The organism is Bacteroides sp. 11BF (genome assembly GCF_019633765.1).
GTDB lineage: Bacteria > Bacteroidota > Bacteroidia > Bacteroidales > Bacteroidaceae > Bacteroides > Bacteroides hominis.
This window is the reverse complement of the sequence record NZ_JAFKPJ010000006.1, coordinates 167,154-193,323: the sequence shown is the minus strand read 5'-3', so window position 1 is coordinate 193,323 and position 26,170 is coordinate 167,154. Positions and strand designations below refer to the sequence as shown.

General features: G+C 43.7%; 18 protein-coding genes and 1 tRNA gene. 7 read left to right on the top strand and 12 right to left on the bottom strand.

Going from position 1 to position 26,170, the window contains the following annotated elements; all coding sequences use genetic code 11:
- Positions 1-61: 61 nt before the first annotated feature.
- A complete protein-coding gene (locus tag JZY04_RS08420; protein ID WP_005822149.1) occupies positions 62-2,119 on the top strand; it encodes an HD family phosphohydrolase in 2,058 nt (685 codons plus the stop codon).
- Here the strand turns inward: JZY04_RS08420 and JZY04_RS08415 are convergent.
- The 4 genes from JZY04_RS08415 to JZY04_RS08400 form a co-directional block, all read right to left on the bottom strand.
- Positions 2,094-2,567 carry a low molecular weight protein-tyrosine-phosphatase gene (locus tag JZY04_RS08415; RefSeq protein ID WP_005782146.1) on the bottom strand — a complete coding sequence of 158 codons (474 nt, stop codon included), beginning with the start codon at positions 2,565-2,567 and terminating at the stop codon, positions 2,094-2,096. The genes JZY04_RS08420 and JZY04_RS08415 overlap by 26 nt on opposite strands.
- A gap of 113 nt (positions 2,568-2,680) precedes the next feature.
- Positions 2,681-4,480 (bottom strand): DUF4091 domain-containing protein, encoded by a 1,800-nt coding sequence (locus tag JZY04_RS08410; protein ID WP_005811407.1) that lies wholly within the window; start codon positions 4,478-4,480, stop codon positions 2,681-2,683.
- A gap of 40 nt (positions 4,481-4,520) precedes the next feature.
- On the bottom strand, positions 4,521-6,980 hold the full coding sequence (priA, locus tag JZY04_RS08405; RefSeq protein WP_044300984.1) for a primosomal protein N': 2,460 nt from the start codon (positions 6,978-6,980) through the stop codon (positions 4,521-4,523).
- Positions 6,981-7,055: 75 nt separating this feature from the next.
- Positions 7,056-7,634 (bottom strand): porin family protein, encoded by a 579-nt coding sequence (locus JZY04_RS08400; protein WP_005782143.1) that lies wholly within the window; start codon positions 7,632-7,634, stop codon positions 7,056-7,058.
- Between the two features lie 340 nt (positions 7,635-7,974).
- Between JZY04_RS08400 and JZY04_RS08395 the strand changes: the two genes are divergently transcribed.
- A tRNA-Ser gene (locus tag JZY04_RS08395) sits at positions 7,975-8,062 on the top strand.
- 97 nt (positions 8,063-8,159) lie between these two features.
- Here JZY04_RS08395 and JZY04_RS08390 read toward each other — a convergent pair.
- Complete coding sequence (locus JZY04_RS08390; RefSeq protein ID WP_122142210.1) at positions 8,160-9,320, bottom strand: 6-bladed beta-propeller; 1,161 nt, start codon at positions 9,318-9,320, stop codon at positions 8,160-8,162.
- 186 nt (positions 9,321-9,506) lie between these two features.
- Positions 9,507-10,940 (bottom strand): aspartate ammonia-lyase, encoded by a 1,434-nt coding sequence (gene aspA, locus JZY04_RS08385; RefSeq protein WP_005782141.1) that lies wholly within the window; start codon positions 10,938-10,940, stop codon positions 9,507-9,509.
- 321 nt (positions 10,941-11,261) lie between these two features.
- On the opposite strand from aspA, the gene JZY04_RS08380 reads away from it, so the two are divergent.
- From JZY04_RS08380 to JZY04_RS08370, 3 genes are read left to right on the top strand one after another with little or no spacing between them, the layout of a single operon-like run.
- Positions 11,262-12,572, top strand: coding sequence for an anaerobic C4-dicarboxylate transporter family protein (locus JZY04_RS08380; protein WP_005782138.1), 1,311 nt, complete (start codon positions 11,262-11,264; stop codon positions 12,570-12,572).
- A 43-nt stretch (positions 12,573-12,615) separates the two neighbouring features.
- A complete protein-coding gene (gene ansB, locus JZY04_RS08375) occupies positions 12,616-13,674 on the top strand; it encodes an L-asparaginase 2 (protein ID WP_005782137.1) in 1,059 nt (352 codons plus the stop codon).
- A gap of 32 nt (positions 13,675-13,706) precedes the next feature.
- Positions 13,707-14,894 (top strand): porin, encoded by a 1,188-nt coding sequence (locus JZY04_RS08370; protein ID WP_032543020.1) that lies wholly within the window; start codon positions 13,707-13,709, stop codon positions 14,892-14,894.
- 73 nt (positions 14,895-14,967) lie between these two features.
- On the opposite strand, the gene JZY04_RS08365 is transcribed toward JZY04_RS08370, so the two are convergent.
- From JZY04_RS08365 to JZY04_RS08355, 3 genes are all read right to left on the bottom strand, one after another.
- Entirely contained in the window at positions 14,968-15,189 is a 222-nt protein-coding gene (locus JZY04_RS08365) for a DUF2795 domain-containing protein (protein ID WP_002558131.1), read from the bottom strand.
- Positions 15,190-15,260: 71 nt separating this feature from the next.
- Positions 15,261-15,824 (bottom strand): cob(I)yrinic acid a,c-diamide adenosyltransferase, encoded by a 564-nt coding sequence (locus JZY04_RS08360; RefSeq protein WP_005782133.1) that lies wholly within the window; start codon positions 15,822-15,824, stop codon positions 15,261-15,263.
- A gap of 48 nt (positions 15,825-15,872) precedes the next feature.
- Positions 15,873-16,502: a hypothetical protein gene (locus JZY04_RS08355; RefSeq protein WP_032531575.1), complete on the bottom strand. Its 630-nt coding sequence runs from the start codon at positions 16,500-16,502 to the stop codon at positions 15,873-15,875.
- A 346-nt stretch (positions 16,503-16,848) separates the two neighbouring features.
- Here JZY04_RS08355 and JZY04_RS08350 point away from each other — a divergent pair, with 346 nt between their 5' ends.
- Positions 16,849-18,993 (top strand): glycoside hydrolase family 172 protein, encoded by a 2,145-nt coding sequence (locus JZY04_RS08350; RefSeq protein ID WP_122142211.1) that lies wholly within the window; start codon positions 16,849-16,851, stop codon positions 18,991-18,993.
- Between the two features lie 151 nt (positions 18,994-19,144).
- Complete coding sequence (locus tag JZY04_RS08345) at positions 19,145-20,761, top strand: glycoside hydrolase family protein (protein WP_122142344.1); 1,617 nt, start codon at positions 19,145-19,147, stop codon at positions 20,759-20,761.
- 130 nt (positions 20,762-20,891) lie between these two features.
- On the opposite strand, the gene JZY04_RS08340 is transcribed toward JZY04_RS08345, so the two are convergent.
- From JZY04_RS08340 to JZY04_RS08330, 3 genes are all read right to left on the bottom strand, one after another.
- Positions 20,892-22,733 (bottom strand): right-handed parallel beta-helix repeat-containing protein, encoded by a 1,842-nt coding sequence (locus JZY04_RS08340; protein WP_122142212.1) that lies wholly within the window; start codon positions 22,731-22,733, stop codon positions 20,892-20,894.
- A gap of 183 nt (positions 22,734-22,916) precedes the next feature.
- Positions 22,917-25,577: a beta-galactosidase gene (locus JZY04_RS08335; RefSeq protein ID WP_122142213.1), complete on the bottom strand. Its 2,661-nt coding sequence runs from the start codon at positions 25,575-25,577 to the stop codon at positions 22,917-22,919.
- A 124-nt stretch (positions 25,578-25,701) separates the two neighbouring features.
- Positions 25,702-26,163 carry a hypothetical protein gene (locus JZY04_RS08330; protein ID WP_022012290.1) on the bottom strand — a complete coding sequence of 154 codons (462 nt, stop codon included), beginning with the start codon at positions 26,161-26,163 and terminating at the stop codon, positions 25,702-25,704.
- Between the last annotated feature and the right edge of the window lie 7 nt (positions 26,164-26,170).

Here is a 26,170-nt window from a genome sequence, read left to right as displayed (position 1 = left end):
TTAAACCTTTTTTTCCACACTATTGTTTTTTTTTGTACTTTTCGCAAAAAATTCAAGGGTTATGGAACACTGGAAGAAGAAAAATAGTTTCTCATACAAAGATTTGTTATATAAAGCACTGATTTTCGTCGGTACTGTGGCCTTCATTGTTTATTTCCTACCACGGGATGGGAAGTTTAACTATCAGTTTGACATAAACAAGCCGTGGAAGTACGGTCAGTTAATGGCTACTTTCGACTTCCCGATTTACAAAGACGAGGCAGTGGTAAAAAGGGAGCAAGACAGTCTTCTGGCCTCTTTTCAACCCTACTTTGAATTGAATAAAGAGGTGGAAAAGAACGCGCTCGCCAAGCTTAAGGAGAACTACCATACACATCTGAAAGGGATACTCCCCTCAACAGATTACATCCGTTATATTGAGAAAGGGCTGAAGACCATTTATCAATCGGGAGTCGTATCGACAGAGGAGATGCGAACCCTCCTCCATGACAGTCTCTCTTCTATCATGGTGATTGACGACAAATTAGCCAACCAGCGAATGACTGACGGAATATATACCGTAAAGAGAGCCTACGAGTATCTTATATCGAGTGACACCGCCCATTATAACAAAGACATCCTGCGTCAATGCGCACTCAACGAGTATATAACTCCCAATCTGATTTATGACTCCGTACGTACAGAGACTGCCCGGAAAGAGCTGCTCGACAACTATTCCTGGGCAAATGGAGTCGTACAAAGCGGACAAAAGATCATCGACCGTGGAGAGATTGTCAGCAAACAGACATACAACATTCTGGAATCTTTACGTAAAGAGTCTATTAAACGGAGTGAATCTCTTGGACAAAAGCGGCTGATACTCGCCGGACAAATCTTATTTGTCGGTATCCTGGTACTTTGCTTTATGCTATATCTGGAACTCTTCCGCAAAGACTATTATGAGCGTAAAGGCAGTCTGTCGCTACTTTTCGCCTTAATCGTATTCTATTGCGTCATCACGGCATTGATGGTGACAAACAATATATTTAATGTGTACATCCTGCCTTATGCCATGCTTCCGATTATCATCCGGGTTTTTCTCGATTCACGCACGGCATTCCTGACACATGTCATCACCATACTGATCTGTTCCATCACCCTGCGATACCCCCACGAGTTCATCCTGACACAATTAGCAGCCGGACTCGTGGCTATCTTCAGCCTGAGAGAATTGTCGCAACGCTCACAACTGTTTCGCACCGCCCTCCTGGTGATACTGACGTATGCAGCCATATATTTCGCTTTTGAACTGATCAGCGAAAACGATCTTTCAAAGCTGAATGTCAGTATGTACATATACTTCATCATCAATGGAGTGCTATTACTGTTTGCTTATCCTTTATTATTCCTGCTCGAAAAGACTTTTGGTTTTACATCGAACGTAACGCTTGTAGAGTTGTCGAACATCAACAACGATCTGCTGCGAAGAATGTCCGAAACCGTTCCTGGTACTTTCCAGCACTCGATGCAGGTGGCTAATCTGGCCGCCGAAGCTGCAATACGTATCGGTGCCAAAAGCCAGTTGGTACGTACCGGAGCACTGTATCATGATATCGGAAAAATGGAGAATCCGGCTTTCTTTACCGAAAACCAGTCGGGGGTGAACCCCCATAAGAACCTGAGTTATGAACAGAGTGCCCAGGTAGTTATCAGTCACGTAACAGACGGATTAAAACTGGCCGACAAGCATAACTTACCCAAAGTGATCAAGGATTTCATCAGCACCCACCACGGGCGCGGAAAGACCAAATTCTTCTACATATCCTGGAAGAACGAACATCCGGGTGAGGAACCGGATGAAGAAGTATTCACATATCCGGGACCTAACCCGTTCTCAAAAGAAACAGCCATACTGATGATGGCAGACTCCGTAGAAGCCGCTTCACGCAGTTTACCTGAGTATACCGAAGAGAGCATCAGCAACCTGGTAGATAAAATTATCGACTCACAAGTGCAGGAAGGATATTTCAAAGAATGTCCGATTACCTTCAAAGACATTGCGACGATCAAAGCGGTATTTAAAGAAAAGCTGAAAACGATTTACCACACGCGTATCAGCTATCCTGAGTTAAAGAAGTAAGGAGTCCGGCACAAGCATCCTCGAGTATATCGAGCACGTATTCAAAGCCTTCCGCACCTCCATAATAGGGGTCGGGCACGTGATCGGCGGGGATGCGGGTGCAGTATTCCGTCATCCGGTGAATCTTTTCCCATTCTGCCGGAGAGGGAGCTTTCTCCCTCAGGTCATCGATATTCCGATCGTCCATGCCGATTATAAGGTCAAAGTCATAAAAGTCCTCTGTACGGACCGGACGCGAACGATGAACCAGTTCATATCCTCTGCGAGCTGCATGAGCACGCATGCGGCTGTCGGGCAGCTCTCCCTGATGATAGGCCAAGATACCGGCCGAATCAATCATGAACTGATCTTCCAATCCGGCCTCTCTGATCAGATGAAGCATCACGCCTTCTGCCGTAGAAGAGCGGCAAATGTTGCCCAAACAAACAAAAAGTATTTTCTTTTTCATTCTTTCTTATTTTAAATAATTAAGGTATAAAAATCCGCATGCAGGAACACGCTACATGGATCTCCCCTGCTACACGTTTCTGCATGCGGTATAAAAAGGTATTGTCGATAACTCTACAACGAATTCAATATTTTGTTCGCCTTATTCACCGTTTCAGCAGCCGGCACTTCCGGGAAGTCCTTCAGTTTAAAGGTGGATAGCATTTTTTCCAGCTTCTTAAATCCGTTCTTGTTTTTCTTATCCGTAAACTCTTTACGTAAGATTGTTATCTTCTCATGAGCCTGAACGCCCTCGATAAGTTTCTCGAAACGGATGGAAGAGCGTGCTCCCGGATAAACCAGATAAGTATCACCACCGGCCCAAGCCTCAAAACGTGAGTCGAGCAACGGCTCTTTCGGCCAACTGTTATATGCCCAACGCAGGTAACCGTCGAGGTGATCTTTAGCAGAATAATAGCTCATCCAGGCAGCCTCGGCAGGATCGGAGAAAGTAAAGGTATTCGGGAAAGCTTCTGTACAACAGGTGTAATAAGTTGTAGGCAACTGCTTTTGTGCACGGCGTGCCAATACCTCTTTCGGATAAGAAGCGCCGATAGGAATACAGTAATCGTAAATATCAGCCTCCAATTCTTTATGGAAATTTCCGGCCAGCGAAACTTTAAATTCCGGATCAGCTTTACGGATCACCTGCAATGTTTTCTGCATTACCTCCATCGGGCGTTCGTCCATAGCGATGGCACAAATGTCGAACCAGCCTTTTTCACGCAAATGTTTAGAGAATGACTTCAGCATAGCCACCCACATCTCTTCGTAAGCTTTCTCGCCCGGAGCAGTCTTGGCGTATTGCATACTGTTTGTAGCCTGATCGAAGTACTGGAATGACAATTTCCACGGAACCATTGAATAGCAGTTGATTTGCTTGTCAATGCCTACGCTCATCATCATCTCCACCCACTTGTCGAACACACCATAGTCGAAAGCCCATGTGCCATCAACCTTTTTCGTCCAGGTAACCATCGATTCAAAATAGTCATAAGTCTGTCCGTTCCAAGGTTTGTGCATGATGGTAGCCGTAATAATCTTCTGTCCGGCATCCGCCAGCATCTTCATCAACGGACGCATGGCATCCATATGTTCCTGACTCCAAAGCGGAACCTGATAATAGCGTGCCACGGCAAACGGACTCTGCCACAAATCCAGATGATAAGCCCATTCGGACGGAGCGGGCAATACGCGGGAAGAGACTTTAATGTCCATCTTGAGGGTAGACAGCCTCTGGTCTCCGTCTTTCACCTCAACGGTGCCGCGATAAACTCCCGGAGACACGGTCTGGGGTATCTGGCAATTGATCCAGATAGCTTGGGTACTCTTAGCCTCCATAGGCATGGAAGTCAGCAAGTGGTCAATCGGATCGGCCACTAACAGAGAGTCATAAATAGAATGATCCGGACGATAGCCACAGGCACCGCGTCCATCCTTATTCAGTTCATCCGTCATCACATAGCGGACAAAACCTCCGCTGAAGGCACTTGCCGGAAGCACGTCGCCCTTGGAGTTTTTAAATTCGGAAAGAGAATAATTCAACCCTTCCAGATCGGTACCTGTCCAGACAACAGCCTGAGCATGGAGTTTCTCGCCACGCCAGCCTTCCAGTGTGACGCTTTTCTGTGATTGAATCATGGGGACAACATGTTTTGCATACCGGGTATCGGTATTTCCCCATTGCACCTGAGGAGTTTTGACTGCCGCCCACTCCTTCTCGGAAGGAGTAACCGGATCGGGTAACTCTTTGTAAGATTGAAGTGGGAACGGAGCCTGTCCGGTCGGTGTTCCACATTGTGTCACTCCTTGCTGTGCAAGAAGCGGGCCTGTACTAACCAGGCAAGAAAGCAAAAGTGTCGTGATTCGCTTCATGGTTTCATTTTTTAAAGGTATATATTAAGATTGGTTTTCATTACATAGGATCTACATCATAATAGACAATCAACGATTTAAACCGTTCGTCTTCTATCATTTCCCGTTGTACACGCAAAAGTAATTCACGGGCGCGACTCATTGGCGCATTTTGTTCTATTTTAACAACTATTTTCCGTATAAACAAAGTCTGGATACGGGCAACGGGAGGCTTATCCGGCCCCAGTATACGGTTTCCGAACAATGCGCGCAGCTTTTCGGCCATGGTATGTGCCATCACATCCAGCAATGTCTCATTCCGGTTCTTCAGATAAACATACACCATCCGGTAGTAGGGAGGATAATGGAACATCTGTCGTTCGGCCAATTGTCCCGCTACCATATCCTCGTAATCGTTCGTCATCACCTGACGGATGATGGGGTGATCTATACTTTTGGTTTGCAACACAACCCTGCCCCGTTTATTTTTTCGCCCGGCACGTCCGGCAACCTGTGCCATCAACTGGAAGGCACGTTCGTACGAACGGAAATCGGGATAATTCAACATCGTATCCGCATTGAGGATGCCCACTACACTGACATGATCGAAGTCGAGTCCTTTTGATACCATCTGGGTACCGATCAGTATATCAGTCTTCCCCTGCTCAAAATCTGCAATAATCTTTTCATAGGCCGACCGGGTACGGGTAGTATCCAAGTCCATACGTGCCACAGAAGCTTCCGGAAAAATCAGTTTTACGTCATCTTCTATCTTCTCCGTACCAAAGCCCCTGTGCATAAGTTCGACTCCCTCGCAAGCCGGACACGAACGGGGCAACTGGTAGGTATACCCGCAATAATGGCAAGTCAGCTGATTGATACCTTTATGATAAGTCAGGCTGACATCACAGTTTTTGCATTTAGGCACCCATCCGCAAGTGCGGCACTCTATCATCGGGGCAAAACCGCGCCGGTTCTGAAATAGAATCACCTGCTGTTTATTATCAAGCGCCTCACGGACGTATTGCAATAACAAGGGGGAGAATTGCCCCGTCATCCGCTTTTTGCGGTGTAATTCCTTGATATCTACCGGAATAATTTCCGGAAGTTGAATCTCTTTATATCGTTCTTTCAACTCCACCCATCCGAATTTACCGGTAGTGGCATTCTGCCAGGTCTCCACCGAAGGAGTGGCAGTGCCTAACAACGTCTTTGCCCCATACATCGAAGCCAGTACGATAGCGGCATTGCGGGCATGATAACGTGGCGCGGGGTCTTGCTGTTTATAAGTGTTCTCGTGCTCTTCGTCCACAATGACCAGTCCGAGATTCCGGAACGGGAGGAATACCGAAGAGCGCACCCCCAGAATAATGTCATATCCTTCTTCCGTCAATTGTTTTTGCCAGATCTCAACCCGTTCGGCATCGGGAAACTTGGAGTGATAGATCCCCAACCGGGAGCCGAACACCCGTTTCAGACGTTCGGTAATCTGAGTGGTCAACGCAATTTCGGGTAACAGGTAAAGCACCTGTTTCCCCTGACGTAAAGCATCTTCTATCAGATGGATATACACTTCAGTCTTTCCGCTGGAAGTCACACCGTGGAGCAAGCAGACATTCTTCTCTTGAAAGCTCCGCACAATTTCATCATAAGCCCGCTGCTGATGTTCGTTCAGAACGTTCAGTTCCACCGTTTGTCCCGAGATACGGTTCAATCGGCCGATTTCCCGTTGATAGACTTCAAAGACCCGCTTTTCTACCAATCCGTTAAAAACGGCAGGAGAAGCGGAAGCACGCTGCAACAATTCCTTTTTCGATACTTCCTTCAGCGTGCCGTCTCCCAATACCCCGGAAAGCTCGACGTACTTCATCAACAGTGCCAGTTGCTTCGGGACGCGTTCTAATTTATCAAAATGTCGCCGGAGATTCTCCTCGCCCGAAGCGTCGGCTGTCAACCGGACCCGGACTTCTGTTTTGGGTTTATAGGTACGGCGAAGTTCCTCTTTTACAAAAAGGGCTTCCTTATCGAGCAAGGATTTAATAACAGTAAGTATGTTTTTCAGACCACTCTCCTTTTCAAGTTTGGTGACGCACTGCTCAGGATCTTTTGCAAGCAAGTCAAGTATCCGTTGTTCCCGTTCGGGAAGGGGAGCATCGGCTTCAAAGTCGGGGTTGTATTCAACGATCGTCTCACTTTCCAGTTTTAAACCGGAAGGTAACGCCGCTTTGTAGACATCGCCCTGTGTACAGAGATAATAATCGGATAACCATTCCCAAAACCGGAATTGTACAGGGAGCAGTATCGGAGAGGTATCAAGTACGGCGGAAATCTCTTTGACTTCATATTCGGTCGGCGCATAATAGTGAACATTGCAAACAATGGCTGTATAATACTTTTTCCGCCCGAAAGATACGACTACCCGGCAACCGATTTGTACCTCTTCTGCTCCTTCGTCCGGAAGGGAATAAGTGAAGCAACGGGGCAGAGGCAAAGGTAATATGACATCTACATACTTTTTCATCGTGAGGACAAAGATACAAAAAAATCCCCGACGCAAACGCCGGGGATTTGTATATCATCAGATGATTCTGATTTCTTAGAAAATATAAGCAGCAGATATCTGCCACATTTTAGTCTTATAAGAAAAATCAGCCTCTTTCCATTCCGCTGTTTTATTCAACGGGATATTATAATTGGCTCCTATCTGCAAATGCCTCAGTAATTTCACACCGGCACCTACATTAATACCTATCTGTGCGTTCTTTTTATTCAACCGACCAAGGTCCTCGTAATTCTTATCGCCTGAGAAGTTAAAATAAAAATCCGGACCGGCTGCCACGTAGATACCCAATGCACTACCCAAGCCAATAGTATACTTCAAGTTAATTGGAATATCGAGACCATTCTGTCTGATAGACTCATCACCTACTTTGACACCTCTCTGAGAGAACAAAAGAGCACCGTCAACCCCCAAACCTACCAGTGGGATAGTAACCTCAGCCATCGGGCCGATAAAGAAACCGGTAAAGTTGTCTGTTTTTAAATCAGACTTATTAAAATCAGCTTTTGCCAGGTTTACACCACCTTTCACACCAAACTTGATAAGTTGTGCCTGAGCAGGCATAGCCATACCGATACATACAGCTATCATTAAAGCACTAATAATCTTTTTCATAACTAAGTTGTGTTTAAAATTCGGGACAAAGATATAGTTTTAAATTAAAAAAACATTAAATTCGTTTGCATATTTTCAGCAAAGCGCTCTATTCTATAACATTACTCAACAGCATTTTGTTGTTTCAATCCCCAATATAAAGGACTTGCCGTTTTCTCAATAAAAAGATCCATCTTTATCATCTAAGGGAACTATATACGAGATGTACAACTGGTATATCGGATCTTTTAATAATAGACCCGCAACCTCATAAAGTAGCAGCAAAATCCCGGCAAGAAGAAAAAAACACCCTTACCGGAACAACGAATCATAAAACGATTTACCTTTGTAGTACATTTAAGGAAAGATGCCAGAGTGATCGAATGGGCCGGACTCGAAATCCGGTGAACGGCTTGTCTGTTCCGTGGGTTTGAATCCCACTCTTTCCGCACAGGATTGCAGGTTCCGGTTAAGAAAAAGAGCCTTGCAAAAGCCCGTTTCACCACAGACTGTGACACCTCCCCCTTCTCCATGAAGACCGTTTCTCTATCCCTTAAACTGTATCAGCATCAGGACAGGATTATCATCTACTTTCATTCCCGAAACAATCTTCTTCAGTTCACCACTCAACTCACCGGCTTCGTAAGCCTCCACCAAATCTTCCGACTTCAGAATGACTAAAGCGCAATCTTCGGGATAACGATAAAACATGATGCCTGAGACCGGTTTCGAAGTATCTTCACGATTCTTGAAAATATAGCGGAAAACCTCCTGGGTACGGCGGTCATAAAGCCATTCTTCATTTTGCAAATCCAGATGATCGATGCTGTTCATAGGTATCTCCATCGGTTGCTTGGTTAAAAAAAGATAGGGTCCCGCCACTCCTTTCAAAAACAAACCATACTGGTTCCCTTCTTCATTATGTGAAGGGGTACGGACCAGCAAAGGTTTTAAAGCAAAATCCGGCTCCATCGTAAACAAAGTATCCGAGTCCGCATTGCCTATGTAGAACCGGGAACCATTGCAAATAATCGATGGCTCATGCATATAGCCATACAGATGCGCTTGCTCGTTGATGATTAATTTAACTTGCACACATTTTTTCTGCACATAGCTCAAAGAATCCAGCTGTCCGCTCTCGGTAGAGACAAGGAGGTAGGGATGGAACCCGGCATCCGAACCTGCGGAAGGAGTGAAGTCCCGGGAGGCAATCAGATATTCGGGAGAGAAAAGATACATCTGGTCCAACCATATATTTTCGGGATAAGGGAGCGAACGCTTGAACGTGCCATCCAGCGAATAGACGTGAATTTTTTGCCGGTTCATCTCTTTCAGATAAAGTTCGCCATTCTCCCAGTTTACGTCTACCGTCGCAATATCTTTGTATTCTCCCGGACCATTTCCCACCCGGTGGATACGGGTAAGGGCTTTTCCCTCCCGGCTGAACAGACAGACATCTCCACTCTGGTGACCTATCGTCACGATATATTTATCGGACACTATCGCGGCAACACCATTGAACAGAAAGTCATCGGTAGTTTCCAAAGGAATATATTCCACATCGGCAATGTCTTGCAGAACAATCTCCTTTTCAGGGTAACTTTTTGTCATGTCGACAACGGATAAAGCCTGAGTCTCCGCCTGCTTCGTCCCCTGGCATGAAGCCAACAGGTACAGCACCAGAAAGTAAAAAGGGAATTTTTTCATAGTATCATCATTAATCACACCGGCAAGATAGAAAAAAAATACCGGATTCAGCTCTCAAACTTCAGAAAATAAAAAAAGAAGTTGTACCCCAAACCGTTGCAATTCTCCTATCCTCCCTAAACGGAAGAAAGGACTGTAACCGGATTGGGATACAACTTCTTAAATATGCTGACCGGATTCCCCAGATCAGTTGTTAGGCTTAATATCGAGTTTAACCGGATGAATCATGTTTTCCGGCTTCAGGATCGTATCAAGGTCTTCTTTCGAAAGAATGTTATGTTCCAACACCAGTTCGTAAACTCCCTTACCGGTCTCCTGTGCCTCTTTGGCAATTTTGGTAGAATTCTTATACCCGATGACAGGGTTGAGGGCCGTCACAACACCGATACTGTTGTGAACATCTTTCCGGCATTTCTCCTCATTGGCCGTAATGCCGTCTATACACAAAGTACGCAGTGTATCGAAGCCATTCATCAGCAAATCGGCAGACTCAAAGCAACACTGTGCCATAACCGGTTCCATCGCATTCAGCTCCATCTGAGCCGCTTCGCCACTCATAGCCACGCAAAGGTCGTTGCCTATCACTTTATAGTCGATCTGGTTCATCACTTCGGGGATAACCGGATTTACCTTACCGGGCATGATAGACGAACCGGGTTGCATGGCAGGCAGATTAATCTCACCCAACCCGCAACGCGGACCGGATGCCAGAAGACGCAAGTCATTGCAAATCTTATTCATTTTTACAGCTATACGACGCATGGCTGAAGAATACCCCACCAGACAGGAAGTATCGGAAGTAGCTCCTATCAGATCGTCGGCCAAACGGATATCCAGCCCGGTAATCTTCCGGAGGGCCGCGATGCATTTGGTAGCATATTCCGGTTCGGCGGTAATTCCGGTTCCGATGGCAGTAGCTCCCATATTGACTGTCAGGAAGTCTTGTGCAGCAAAGTCCAGATTCTTAATTTCATCTTGAAGGATGCTGGCAAAACCATTGAATGTCTGCCCAAGCGTCATCGGCACCGCATCTTCCAACTGTGTACGCCCCATCTTGATCACATGTGCAAACTCTTCTGCTTTTCTCCGGAAAGCACCGATCACTTCTTTGAAATGCTTCACCAGTTTCAGATGCGTATAATACATACCTATATGGATGGCAGTGGGATAGGCATCGTTGGTGGACTGCGAACGGTTGACGTGGTCATTGGGCGAACAATATTGATACTCTCCGCGTTTATGTCCCATCAGTTCGAGGGCACGATTGGCTATCACCTCGTTGGCATTCATGTTGGTGGTAGTTCCGGCTCCACCCTGAATCATGTCTACCGGGAATTGGTCGTGATGTTTGCCTTCCAGGATTTCTTTACATGCATGGAGAATGGCATTTGCCTGTTCTTCAGTCAGCAATCCAAGCTCAAAGTTAGCCATAGCGGCTCCCATCTTGGTTATGGCAAGTGCATTGATAAACAACGGATACTCACAAAGGTGATATTTACTAATGCGGAAGTTCTCTATGCCCCGAAGGGTTTGTACGCCATACAAGGCGGTTTCGGGTACTTCACGTTCACCTATTAAATCACTCTCTGTACGGGTTGCTTTCGATAATTCTTCTTTCATAATATATCTTTATTAACAATTATAATCTTAACTGTGTTTATAATAACCAAACTTAAGCAATATTGTTTTGAAAGCAATCATATTCACTATTTAGTTAACACACTTTAAACAAGGAGTGATTTACGTATAATAAAGCAAAGACATGTATCATATTGTAAACAACATCCGGTTGAGAGATATTTTATAAAATCTCCTTCATAATGAAAAAATATGCAAACCAGCAAAAACCAATTAACCTCTTTTTTGTTGATTACCATATCATTTACCAATTCAGAGACAATTTATTAAATTATCTTTGCCAAAAAATAAAAAAAGAAAGATATGATTTTACAATTGGCTTTTGTACTGACAGCCATTATTATCGGTGCCCGTTTGGGAGGTATCGGACTCGGAGTAATGGGCGGCGTAGGTTTAGGGATACTGACTTTTGTCTTCGGACTGCAACCCACAGCCCCTCCGATCGATGTAATGTTGATGATTGCCGCGGTTATTTCGGCTGCATCATGCATGCAGGCAGCCGGCGGACTGGACTATATGGTGAAGCTGGCAGAAAAGTTATTGCGTAAAAACCCGTCACACGTCACTCTTTTGAGTCCTATTGTGACTTATCTGTTCACCTTCGTCGCCGGTACGGGACATGTTGCCTATTCCGTACTGCCGGTGATTGCCGAAGTGGCCACCGAAACAAAAATCCGTCCGGAACGCCCTCTCGGTATCGCCGTTATCGCTTCTCAGCAAGCCATCACAGCCAGCCCCATTTCGGCTGCCACAGTTGCCTTGCTCGGACTTCTGGCAGGTTTTGACATTACCTTATTTGACATTTTAAAAATAACGATCCCCGCTACCATTATCGGTGTACTGGTAGGTGCACTGTTCTCAATGAAAGTGGGCAAAGAACTGGTGGACGACCCAGAATATCAAAAGCGATTGGCAGAAGGGTATTTCAACTCTAAGAAAGTAGAGATTAAGGACGTACACAACAAGCGCAATGCAATGATCTCGGTTCTGATTTTCATTTTAGCAACGGCCTTCATCGTATTCTTCGGGTCTTTCGACGGTATGCGCCCCACCTTCCTGATAGACGGAGAAACCGTTACATTGGGGATGTCTGCCATTATTGAAATCGTAATGCTTTCGGCAGCTGCGCTTATCCTGATGATTACCAAGACGGATGGAATCAAAGCAACACAAGGTTCTGTTTTCCCGGCAGGAATGCAGGCGGTAATCGCCATCTTCGGTATAGCCTGGATGGGTGACACATTCCTGCAAGGCAACATGGGGCAACTGACAGAATCTATCGAAGGATTGGTTCGGCAGATGCCATGGTTATTCGGAATAGCTTTGTTCGTAATGTCTATCCTGCTTTACAGTCAGGCGGCCACAGTACGTGCACTGATGCCACTGGGCATCGCCCTCGGCATTTCGCCGTATATGCTGATCGCCATGTTCCCGGCCGTAAACGGATACTTCTTCATTCCGAATTATCCGACGGTGGTTGCTGCCATCAATTTCGACCGTACAGGAACAACCAAAATCGGTAAATATGTGTTGAATCATTCGTTTATGATGCCCGGATTGGTATCAACCGTTGTAGCTATCGTACTCGGATTGCTCTTCATCCAGGTATTTTAAAAATACGAACTATCTATTTTTTAACCTAAATAACAGTTGAGTCATGAAAGAACTAAAAAGACTAAGCCTTGTAGTGGTTACACTACTGCTTTCCACAATGATGGCCTTCTCACAGAAGCCAAACATTCACATCCTTGCTACCGGAGGAACGATTGCCGGGACAGGCGGCTCGGCAACCTCTACCAATTACACAGCCGGACAAGTAGCAATCGGTACGCTGCTGGATGCAGTACCCGAACTAAAAAACATTGCCAATGTGACCGGTGAACAAATTGTGCGCATCGGTTCGCAGGACATGAACGACGAAGTATGGCTGATACTTGCCAAAAAGATCAACCAGCTGTTGAAGCGTCCGGATATCGACGGCATCGTTATCACTCACGGAACAGATACAATGGAAGAAACGGCTTACTTCCTGAACCTGACCGTCAAAAGCGATAAGCCGGTAGTGCTGGTAGGAGCCATGCGTCCTTCCACCGCACTTAGTGCCGATGGTCCGCTGAACCTTTATAACGCCGTAGTCACCGCAGGGGCCAAAGAATCTGTAGGCAAAGGCGTACTGGTAGCCATGAACGGATTGATTCTCGGGGCAGAAAGTGTATTAAAGATGAATACAATCGATGTACAAACCTTCCAGGCCCCCAACTCCGGAGCGTTGGGCTATATCTTCAACGGAAAGGTATTTTACAACCAAGCCCCACTGAAAAAGCATACCACTCAGTCTGTGTTCGACGTAACCAACCTGAACTCTCTGCCTAAAGTAGGTATCGTTTATAGCTACTCAAACATTGAGGCAGATATGGTAACCCCACTTCTACACCACGATTATAAGGGTATTATCCATGCCGGCGTAGGTAACGGAAACATTCACAAGAACATTTTCCCGGTACTGACAGAAGCCCGTAAGAAAGGAATACTCGTTGTCCGTTCATCCCGTGTACCGACCGGACCTACGACACTGGATGCCGAGGTGGATGATGCTCAATATCAATTTATCGCTTCGCAGGAATTGAACCCGCAAAAGTCACGTGTACTGCTGATGCTTGCACTGACCAAAACCAACGACTGGAAGCAGATTCAGCAATATTTTAATGAGTACTAACCGGGCATCGAACCGATAAAACCTGAACACTTATGAAGAAATTAATGGCAATGCTGCTCCTTGCGGGCAGCATTCAAGGAGTATATGCACAAAAGGCAGAAAAGAAGGAAATGTTTCTGGAAAACAAATCGTTGTACGAAGAACTGGCCAACGTGCAAAAAAAGACGGATAAGTTCAATCTGTACCTCAATATGCAAGGTAGTTTTGACGCTAACTTCCGCGATGGTTTCGACGAAGGAGTATTCAAAATGCGTCAACTCCGCATCGAAGCAAAAGGCAATCTCAACAGCTGGCTCTCTTACCGCTATCGTCAACGCCTGAACCGTTCGAACGAAGGAGGAGGAATGATTGATAACATCCCTACCTCGATAGACTATGCCGGAATCGGTGTGAAACTGAATGATCAGTTCTCTTTCTTTGCCGGTAAGCAATGTGCCGCTTACGGGGGATTTGAGTTCGACCTGAATCCGATCGACATTTACGAATACAGTGACATGATCGACAATATGAGTAATTTTATGACCGGACTGAACGTCGGTTATAATATTACCCCCACCCAGCAACTCAACCTGCAGATTCTGAATAGTCGTAACAGTTCATTTGACAAGACATACGGAATCACCGAAGATTCGGAAGGCAAATTGCCGGATCTCAAATCGGGGAAGATGCCCCTGGTCTATACCCTGAACTGGAACGGTAACTTCAATGAGGTATTCAAAACCCGCTGGTCGGCCTCCGTCATGAGTGAAGCCAAAGGCAAGAACCTCTACTATTATGCAGTGGGCAACGAGCTGAATCTGGATAAGTTCAATATGTTTGTCGACTTCATGTATTCGCAGGAAGGCATCGACCGCAACGGTACTATCACCGGAATCGTGGGTAATGCCAGCGGACACAATGCTTTCAACGCCGGTTACTTATCCGTGGTGACCAAGCTCAACTACCGTTTCCTCCCGAAATGGAATGCTTTTGTAAAAGGTATGTACGAAACCGCTTCGGTTACTAAAGCAGCTGACGGCATTGAAAAAGGTAACTACCGTACTTCCTGGGGATACCTGGCCGGAGTAGAGTTTTACCCGATGAAGACCAACCTGCATTTCTTCCTGACTTACGTGGGACGTTCATACGACTTCACACATCGTGCCAAAGTACTGGGACAGGAGAACTACAGTACCAATCGTTTGTCTTTAGGTTTCATCTATCAGTTACCGATGTTCTAATACCAATAAAATAGTCCCGATAAACCGGATCGTTTATCGGGACTATTTATTATTTTCAATTCATTCGTTCGTATCAATACTCCTCTTCGTTAAAGAAGAAATCTTCTTTACTGGGGTAGTCCGGCCAAATATCTTCTATACTTTCATAGATTTCGCCTTCATCTTCCATTTCCTGAAGGTTTTCAATCACTTCAAGAGGAGCACCCGACCGCATGGCATAATCAATCAGTTCATCCTTAGTTGCCGGCCAAGGAGCATCTTCCAGTTTAGATGCTAATTCCAACGTCCAATACATAAGCTTTCGTATTTAAAATGTGAATATTAATACCTACTCTCTATTTTTCGGCAAAAGTATAATAAAAAATTTCACTTGCAACTATTATTCCAAAATATTTCGTCTTTTCCCTCATTAAAATTCATTTTACGAGACAAGACAAATAAATAATCAGACAGCCGGTTGACATAAGCCAGCAAATCAGCAGAGATTGTATAGCTTTCGGATAATGCAAGAATACGCCGCTCCGCCCTCCGGCAAACGGTACGGCAAACGTGGCAAAGTGCCGAGCCACGACTTCCTCCCGGAATGATGAAGGAATGTAAAGGCGGAAGAATTTCGTCGGCAGCATCAATTTCACGTTCAATAGCTTCTACATCGGCAGGGGTAATAATACTGACATCGTGCAGTTGGATCTTCTCCTGGTCAGTGGCCAGATGCGAACCAATGGCAAACAGTTTATCCTGCACCGACTGTACGAAATCCAAATCATGCTCGTCCATCAGGTAAGTTGCCAGTAATCCCAGATTCGAGTTCAGTTCATCGACCGTTCCATACGCTTCAAGGCGGATGTGGGTTTTCGGCACACGGGTTCCTCCTATCAGACCCGTTGTTCCTTTATCACCCGTTTTTGTATATACAAGACTCTTTTTCATAATGATAGTAAGTTTATTATTTCTGTAAAGGTTAACACACAAAAGGATTCAGAAGTTGACGATATAGTGCTGTTTTATCTTCGTACGGTCGAAAAAGACGATTCCAAGATCATATAAATCGAATGTAACACCCGTCCGGTCATCCTGCTGTATCTTTTTCCAGAGTGCTTTCATCTTTTTCGTATAGCAGATACCGGCAATCACAAAAACTCCTTGTTCCGTTGTTCTCGACGCACATATATCGAATACTTTCTCTACAAATTCCAAGTCACGGTAATGGTGCAAATAAAGAAAATCGACAGGTGTATCTTTCTCCAAAAAGAGTTCGGACAAATCAGAAGCACCCAAATAACCCGCTTTAGCATGTCCGGCCTGCAAATAGAGAGACGATACCGACAACGTTCCGGCATCTACAATCGTGGCAGGTTGCATTCGGTTGACCAACCGGAACAATAACCGGTTCACCTTCTTTGATTCATGCTTCCACTTCTTGCCGGGATTTACCGACATTTTCTTTTGTTCAGTCTCCAGCAAACTGTAAGCATAGTAAGGGGTACGCTCATAAATGACGTTGGTTATCAAGTCGAAAGCAAATGGTGAATGAACCCCATATCCACAACGGTGACGAAAGCGGGCCAGCCAGATAAAAGGGCGTTTCAACAGTAGAAATCCGTTCATAATAAATTGAAATATATCGCGTTCAACGCACAAAGATATATAAAACCATTTGAGAAGTAAAGTGTTATATGCAAGTAATTAAAAACCTGAACCAGAAGATTTATAAAGAAATTAATATTCCTGCCTTTCCTGACGGCCGCAATATTCTATAGTTGTTCGGATAACAATTCGTGTGCGTCATGCAAGAAAGATAGCGGAAAGCCGGTCACTCCACCACCATAAGTCGGCAAAACCCAAAAAGAATGCTTCATGTAACGTCTGTACTACGATTTGGTACAATTCATTATAGCCTCATCCGATATACTTTCTTAATATTGCGGCTACTTACCATCAATAAAATCGTATTATGGACACAAAATGGAAACAACTCTTATTATCTTCTCCGAAGCCTGAGTTTACAACAGGAATAATGAAATGGGGGATCACCTTACTTTTCTCCGCTCTGTGCACCTGTTCATTTGCACAGACAAAATATCAGATCACAGTAGAAACTCTCCTGAAAGAGATGACCTCACGGGATGAAATGAGCCGCTATCCGGCCCTGCCCTATCGCAGTATGCAGCAAAGCAGCTACGATCGCAGGTCCGTTTCTCCTGACCGCCCCAATTGGTTTGCCAATGATGACGGCGAAGGATTCATCCGCCTTGAAGAACGCAACGGACGGAAAGAAAAGGTTCTTTTTGAGGACAAAGGTCCCGGTGCCATTACCCGCATATGGCTCACGACCTTTGGCAGCATAAATACAATCTTACGTTTCTATTTTGACGGAAAAGACGAACCGGGCTGGGAGGTGCCCTCTTATGATCTCCAGAAGTTCGGTGTGCGAGGATTGAAGAAAGGGTTAATCGAACCGGACAATAAATGGAACAGAGGCAGCCTGATTTATCTACCTGTCCCCTATAACAACGGCTGCAAAGTGACCATGGAGGAACTTACCCCCGAACGGACTAACCGACACTTTTTGTTCAATTACCGCAAATACCCCACAGGTACTCTGGTAGAAACTTTCTCACAGGAAGTGGCAGACCGCATACCCGCTTTAGCAGAAAAAACATCCGACGCACTCTATAAAAATATGGATAAGGGATTTAATCCTCAGTCTGATTATGGCAAAGGTTCACTTAACCATCAACAGAGCTTTTCATTAAATAAAGGTGAAAAACAAAAGCTGAACCTTCGCACAGGAAAAAGAGCGATCAGCCTTCTTCAGTTCAATGTGAAAACAGATAAAAACCTGAAACCCGGAACAGACGATTTTGCCCTATTGATGCGTAGCCTGATCGTAACCATAAGCTTTGACGGAAAACAAACCGTATGGGCTCCACTATCCGATTTTGCAGGCTCCGGCATGGGATCTTTTGCGTCCAGAAGTTTTTTCTTCTATTCCGATGGCAAAGGGATTGTCTGCAGCAAATGGTTGATGCCCTATAAGCAAGATTGTGAAATCACGATCTTGAACCTCTCCCCATACAGAGCCGATATACAAACAGATATTGTTTCACAACCCTATAAGTGGGACAACCGGTCTCTCTATTTCCATACAGCCTGGAAGCAGGAACGTGGTCTGCCCGTCGTCACCTGGATGGAACATGAAAAATGTATGGATTGGAATTTCACCACTATATCCGGCAGAGGAGTTTATCGGGGAGACCTGCTATCACTTTTCAACCATACGACAGAGTGGTATGGAGAAGGAGATGAAAAAATAACCGTAGATCACGAACCATTTCCTTCCCATTTCGGAACAGGCACTGAAGACTACTACAGTTTCGATGGCTATTTTAAAAGTCAGACACCATTTGCCGGACAACCCCGCCAGGATATGCGAGATTTTTATGGCTACAACAGCTTCTTCAGAGTCAGATGCTTAGATGCCATTCCCTTCAACCGGCAATTGAAGTTCGATTTCGAATTGTTAGGTTGGGAAAACGGGACGGTAGATTACTCTTCGACTGTATTCTGGTACGGAGACTTAGGTTCCGAAGCCACAGGCTCTTCCGGCATAGAAGAAATAGAAGCAGGGTTATTGCCTACCCCTACTCAATCTCCTGTCTGCAACATACCAAATGCCATTGATTTTTGCCAAATCCAGCCAACTTCCAAATCAGAAAGACTGCGTTATGACAGACAAAGACTCAGCGGGCATCCGGGCAAATGGAACTTAAAAGACCATCTGGTATGCCATGGCGGTAAGGAGGGCGATTACATCGAGTTCGAATTCTCCGGTTTTGAGGATTGTGAATACAGCTTGAGTCTATATTGTACCAAAGCAACCGACTACGGCAATATAAGGTTGTATGTAAATCACCCCAAAAACGGAAAACAGTTGGACTGTTACAGCGAGAAAGTCGAAGCCACAAATGCCATTGATTTAGGCACGTATAAACCTGTAAACGGCAAATTTATCCTGCGGATAGAATTGATCGGCCAAAATCCGCTATCGACAGGAACTTTGTTCGGACTGGATTGTATACAGATCGAGGCACTTTAACCATAAAGCAACGGATGCTCCAATGTCTATTTCGTGAAATAATCCATGCTTTTATAACTTTCATCCATTTTATGATATAATTTCCAACCTTACTTTTGTATCCCAATATCCAACAAAAAAAATTATGATATTTCTGCAAATCCATTTTACTATGAATAGATTTTTGGCATTAGTGATCGTGAGTTGCTTTTTTGCCTCCGCTACATCTCAAGTTATGGAACGCGAACGTCCTACAGAATGGCAACATCTGGCAAAAGGAGCACGCTTCATGGATCGCTTTTTGCCTATGCCCAATGGGACTCAAGCAGAAAATATATGGGGGACGGATGAGGTACGTAACAGATATGTTGATAATGGGATAGAAGATGCCGATTTATCTTTCTGGGGTGGAAACATCTTGCGGGATGCCGAAGGAAAATATCATTTATATGTGTGCGGATGGCCGGAGTCTTCTCCTAAGGGGCATATGTTTTGGCCTAATTCCACCGTATTCCGTGCTGTAAGCGACAGGCCAACCGGTCCTTTCAAAATACAAGATTCAATCGGTAAAGGACATAACCCCGAAGCTTTCCGCCTAAAAGACGGACGAATAGTGGTTTATACAATAGACGGTTATTACATCGCAGATAGAGAAGATGCATCGAAATGGATATTCGGTCATTTCAATTTTGATTCTCGTGATAGGAAAATTATAGAGGGGCTTTCCAATTTGACTTTTGCCCGCAGATCGGATGGCTCATACCTGATGGTGTGCCGCGGTGGAGGTGTATGGATCAGCAAAGACGGCCTTTCAATCTATCATCAATTGACGGACAAACGAATATACCCGGCTGTCGAAGGAAGATTCGAAGATCCCGTGGTGTGGAAAGATGAACTTCAGTATCATCTGATTGTAAACGACTGGTTGGGGAGGATTGCATTCTACCAACGCTCAAAAGATGGCGTGAATTGGGTGACAGAACAGGGCGAAGCCTATATGCCGGGAATCTCCTTTCATAAGGACGGAAAAGTAGAGAGGTGGTTCAAGTATGAACGCCCCAAAGTGCTTCAAGACCAATATGGCCGAGCCACTCAAATGAATTTTGCAGTGATCGACACTATCAAATGGAATGATTTACCGAACGACAAGCACAGTTCTAAAAATATCTGCATCCCATTAAATAAAGGAATGAGACTTTCCATTCTCAACAAAAAGAAAATAACTCCATCAACCCGCAACATTGAAGTGAGAATTTTAGCAGAAGAGGGATTTGCTCCTCAAACAGATGTAGATGTAAAATCACTACGATTCGGTTCATATACCGAAGTGAATTTCGGGCGTGGAGCCAGACCAGTTAAAACAAAACATGTAGGAAATGACCTGATTGTTGTATTCAAAATGAAAGACACCGGCATAAACTCAGAGGAATTTGCACCCAAAATAATAGGAACGGACAAAAATGGAAATATGATTTACGGTTACGCCCGGATGCCATTTGTAAATTACGAACCGGCTTTGCTCTCCACACGACGTCCAATATATGACAAAGAGACAGAAACACTTCAGATAGAAATACAGAATTTTGGCTTATCATCCTCCGAACCTGCAATATTAGAAATATCAAGCGATAACATCTGCTTAAAAAATATCAAGGTAAAAGCTCTTCATCCTTACGAGAAAACAACCTTATCAATTAAAAATGTTACTCAAACTTTGAAAAATAATACGCAGTATAAAGTTCTCATTTATGTTAATGGAATAGAAGTGAGTTGTAGCAGCTTTAAATAGAAAACAGCAGAATAGCAACACACGAATTACTATACAATCAAACGAATACATATCTTTATAGTAAACAAAGGCTAAATGACATAAACTAAATTATACATTTAGCCTTTATTTATCCGCGAACAACCGACAATTATTTAGCTATACGTATATTCATGCCGACAGGCTTCTTCACATATGCCCTTTTCATGTTATCAATATAAATCTCTTTGTTTGAGACACCTTCTTTGCAAATCACATTCCGGATAGTAACGTCTTTACATCCATTTAAATAAAACATAATATCATTTTTAGCAGAAAACCTCAATTGCATGGTACGTTCGACCGTATTATTCGCAAATAAAATACCTTCCGTACTTTTTGCAAACAACAAAGGAGTATTAAAACTCTTAAAAAGATTATTTTCTATCCGGATATTCTTATGGACAGGCCGGTTGGCATTGATGACAGAATTAGACGGATTAATCGCAATCACGGCATTTCCCGGTCCTCCATTATAAGCACAGTCTACAAATGTATTCTCTCTGATCAGCACATCATTGACGGGCCCCGACTCAAACCACCCTTCTGCATCACCTTCTATCAGAATAGCACTCATACCGACCTTATAATAAGTATTTTTTTCAATCACGACTTTGCGTGGCGTTGTGACCAACGTTCCTCTTGTACTGGTTCGAGTAAAGTAATTATTCCGGATTTCCACAGAAGGAGTATAAGTCAGGTTCTCTACACAATCATGATTTATTTCCAACCATTCAGGAACCTCCCGGTCGAACTTAACCTGCCAAATACGGTCCGACAAGCGCTTAACCGAATGTACAGATGCTGTTGAAAGCCGTTCCATGGTAGTCGCCTTCACAAAAGCAACCGTATCTCCCGTGAAATATGCTTGAAACCCATAACTTTGTCCATGCGAGAACCGCATATTCAATGTATTGGAACTAACTTTCTCAACTACTTTCAGGTTGGTTCCATGTATATTGATCGCGTCATCCTGAGCGCCTGCAAAGTAACAGCTGTCAATTAGAAGCCTCCCTCTGCACCCGGAAAAGTGCATCATATCCGCTGAAGCAGCCAACAATCTTCCTGATTTGGGTTCGGGCATACACTTTACCCTACACATTGTTATGTTATCAGAATACTGGCTTATTATCCCCAGACCATGCATATAATGCATTCGCATATCCTTCAGAACCACATTCTTACTTCGATGGATAAACATACCGACCTGATCACGGATCACGTCACGAATCGTCAATGTATTGCCTTGCTTCGGTTGGAAACCGGGCAAAGTAGTAAACCTAACTCGCCCTGCAACTATCTCTTGCGCATGTAAGTTGGATAAAACCTTCCACCCCTGGCTATAATGGCAGGTTTCTGTTTGCCCGTCATATTCGATACAATGATTTTTGTTAGATTTCCACCCCTCACCATAAAGGTTCAATTTCCCATTAACTATTTCATACTTAGTATCACGATGTACAGAAACGTCCACATAATTTTCACCCACATACTCATAATGTAATTCAGAGCCTGCCGGACGTTCAAAGTCAACGGACAAGCCTTCTAAGGTAACATCCTGACAGCTATCCAGTACGATTGTAGTCATTTTCCCATGAAACATCAATAAAGCTCCGTTACCTTCTACCTTCAGGTTTCGCATCTTATTAAACAATAGTCCGATCGTTTTAATTTTAGAAGGACACTCTTTTTCTGTAGATGTATTCGAGATATAAAATTCTTTTCGGACAGCTCCTTCCGGCCATATATCATATCTCCCTTTTGAAAAGGACAGCACCTTCGCCCCTTTCTGCTTACAAGCCTCAATCGCAGCCTGAAGTTGGGCAACACTATTCTCGTATGAATACGGTTTTAGCCCGAAATCGGATATGTAAATTGTATCTGTGCATTGTGCTTTGGATAAATGGACAAGAAAGGCAAAAAAAAGGCAAAGCAGTATTCTCTCTATGCTCATAATCAGTTATTGCGATTTATTGGTAATATTTTCATTCCTTTCGAATACTTTGCATACTCACATCATTATCTAAAACAGCGAATAAGCAACCTGTGGTTTCAGAGAGATCTTTAGAACTTTTCGCAGAAGACAGACACTCAATCTACAGAGTCCTAAAGACCTATGAACCTCCAAGGATGGCGGTTAATCCATCTCCAATTCGAACCTATATTCCTGATTCACCCGGATATCTGACAGAACAGGAATTACACATTCAGCAGGATCTACGTTTTTCTCAAAATAAATTTGCTCATCCGCCGATTTCAACCCGTCTATACGAATCACTAATGGGTTCACATCAACAGCCTCTTTCAGACGGTTCAAACTGATAATCCAATCGGTTCCGTCATAATAAGAATCAGCGACGAGTTTTCCGTTCAAATACGCATTGGCCACATCTCCTTTATAAGAAAGATACATCCGTGTTTCCTCGTCACCACATAGAGGTACCGGTGCTTTGACTTCATAAACGGCCAAATGTTCTTCGGGTGCAAAAGCCAAAGGTTTCTCTTGTCCGAAAAGAATTCGCACGGGCTTATTATCGGCCGCAGACAACCAGGTAGCATCCGTATTCCAAATAATCCGCTCACCGTTTTGCAGCAGAATTTCAATCTCACCCACTACTCCTTTACCAGAGGTAGAAAACTCTATTGTATTCTTTCCTTTCTGGATGAGTGCAGTAACATCAGCCCGTTTATATCCGCCCATTGTATTGGCTTCTACTTTCTTCCCGTTTAAGATGCAGTGGGCGGGGGCAAACGAAACATAACGTAAATAAGCCTTTTGAACTGTTGAGAATGTATGGACTGTGAACTCGCGTTTCACCTTATCGCCGCTTGACGGGCAAATCCATTTTCCCTTTGCCATAGGAGCGACAGAGCTGTATGCCGCACGTAGGTGACGGGGCTTCGACTGGAAGGTTTGTTGTTTGAAACAACCTTTTTTAAACATCCATATATCTGCTTGGGACGAGTCTCCAATTAAGGTAATTTTACTTTTATCATAAACTAATGAAGCATGAGTTATCGCTACAAACTCTTTCCCCGCCACAGTTCCTTTCCAGATATAGTCTGATTCTTCTTCTGTCAACGTAACAAAACGAACCATAGAACCATTTGTCTTGGTGATATTTATAATACATTCTTTTCCTGGAACAATTCGATCAATAAAATATCCCTCTTTCTCTTCCTTCAAAACAGCATTCTTCACTTCTATATTCTTTACATTCTTATCTGCAATCAAATACTCCGCCGGAATCTGGTCATCCTCGAAAAAGAAGAAAGTACAGTCCTCTCCATCTTTCAAAGAACAGATAGGTTGCGTCGTCGCATACTTCAGCCAAACCTCATTCAGATACTGATTGAAAGGCCAGAGAAAATAAGTGCCATTTTTAACTGTCACTTTTTTACGTGGTATGCGTACTGTTTCATCTTTCAACTTTATAGTGAACCGGACATCCTTATAATCCTTCCTACTGTTTTTATATAAATAATTAGAGCAAAACAAATAGCCGGCATTCCCATTTGAACGAACGGCCCATTGCAGATTCTCTCTATTTTGATTACTGGTAGGTAAATAAGCTATGGCCGGAGCAAGCGATGTACCAAAATCATTCATAAAATAGTTATATTTTTTAGTCTCTTGCATCACCGTCCCCAATGTCCCGAATTCGCGTATGGGTGCCTGATAATCATAACTTACCCGGGGGCCGGAAGATTGATACGTGCTTATTTTCCCTATAGGGTTAGTCCCACCGACATACATGTAATACCCCATCATATTGGCACCACATCCTAAACGTAAATTTATATTCTCTCCTGCCATTTCTTCGGGTACAACAGCACGGCGATGATAGAAAGCAGTCGTTCCCACTCCAATTTCACACGTAAAGAAAGGAGAATCATTGTTCTTTCCACTTAAAGATTCCACCTCTCCTTCTATTTTTATAATGTCTGTGCCTATGTTATCTGAAAGCCGGTTATAAGTAAAATATTCAAAATTGGATGTAGGAATCTCTTTTTTCCCAGAAGTTGTCCAGGGAGCCTCAATATAAAAACCGGCATAAGGTACTATTTCCCCCTTCGGGTATTCGCTATCCATCCAGTGAGTCATCGAATAAATCGGTACATCAAACCCTATTTCCACTGCCATTTTCTTTAAATTAAGCAGATGAGAAATGATCATCCCCTTTCGCACGTATTCATTTTCTAACTGGAGAGCCATGATAGGACCTCCGTCTTTATACAAAAGTCCCTTCACCTGATCATACACAGCCTGATACCATCGACGTGAATATTCCAGATATAAAGGATCGTTTGAACGTGTCTTGAGATTTTTATTATTTATAATCCAGTCAGGTAAGGCGCCGTTTCTGATCTCTGCATTACAATAAGGTCCGAAACGCAAATGTACTTTCATATCCAGTTCTTTACAAAGCTCTATAAAATGGCGAAGGTTTAGATTGCCTTCCCATGATAACTCCCCTTCAAATTCCTCGTGCAATGACCAAAGGCAATAAGTAGCTACAATATCAACTCCAGATGCCTTCATTTTCAGCAATGCATCTCGCCAATACCTTGAATCCATGCGGCTATAATGAATTTCTCCCATTACCGGCAACTGTGGGATGCCCCCTTCTTCCATATATAAATTATTGACGCGGATTTCTTTTCCGACAGGACCGGCATTCCCCATTTGCAGATAATTAATAGGGGGAGAAACCACCTTACTTAAATCAATATTGTATTGTGCAGATGCAGTTCCAATAATCAGAGAGTATAGAACGAATAGTATTTCTTTTTTCATTAATCAATATTTTTATAAGTTACCATTATCATAATGTTCTCCATACAATGATTATTCCGAACAGATAAAAAGTCATTCATACTTTTTCTGTTCGAAACAATCAATTTAAAATAGCTTGAAAGTCTTATTTACTGAAATCTTCAATTTTAATCGTCCAATTTGCTTTGTCACCATTTCCAGCCGTTACGCTATAAATAAATTCTTTAGCGGAAAAGTCTGCCGGAAAGGTCCCCATTGCAGGAGCATCTCCTACCGGACTAATACGTGCGGCTGTAGACACATCCACATTAATGGATAAAGTACTCAAAGAAACCTGATTCCTGACACCAGCTGTAAAAGCACTCGTCACTTCGGGAACTTTGATAGAACATTCTATTTTTTTTGCTTTCGTATCAATCGTCTTTGTCACTCCCATCTCTATCACACGAAGTCTTTGAGCAGCTTCATCCCACCATCTGTATTCAAATCGGATGTTGGTAATATCATTTTGATCATAAGTTTCAAGTTCATCCAAACCTGACTTAAGACAAGAAGTATTTAATACGATCAGTAATGCCAATGCTAAATAGCGATACAATGTTTTCATAACTTTA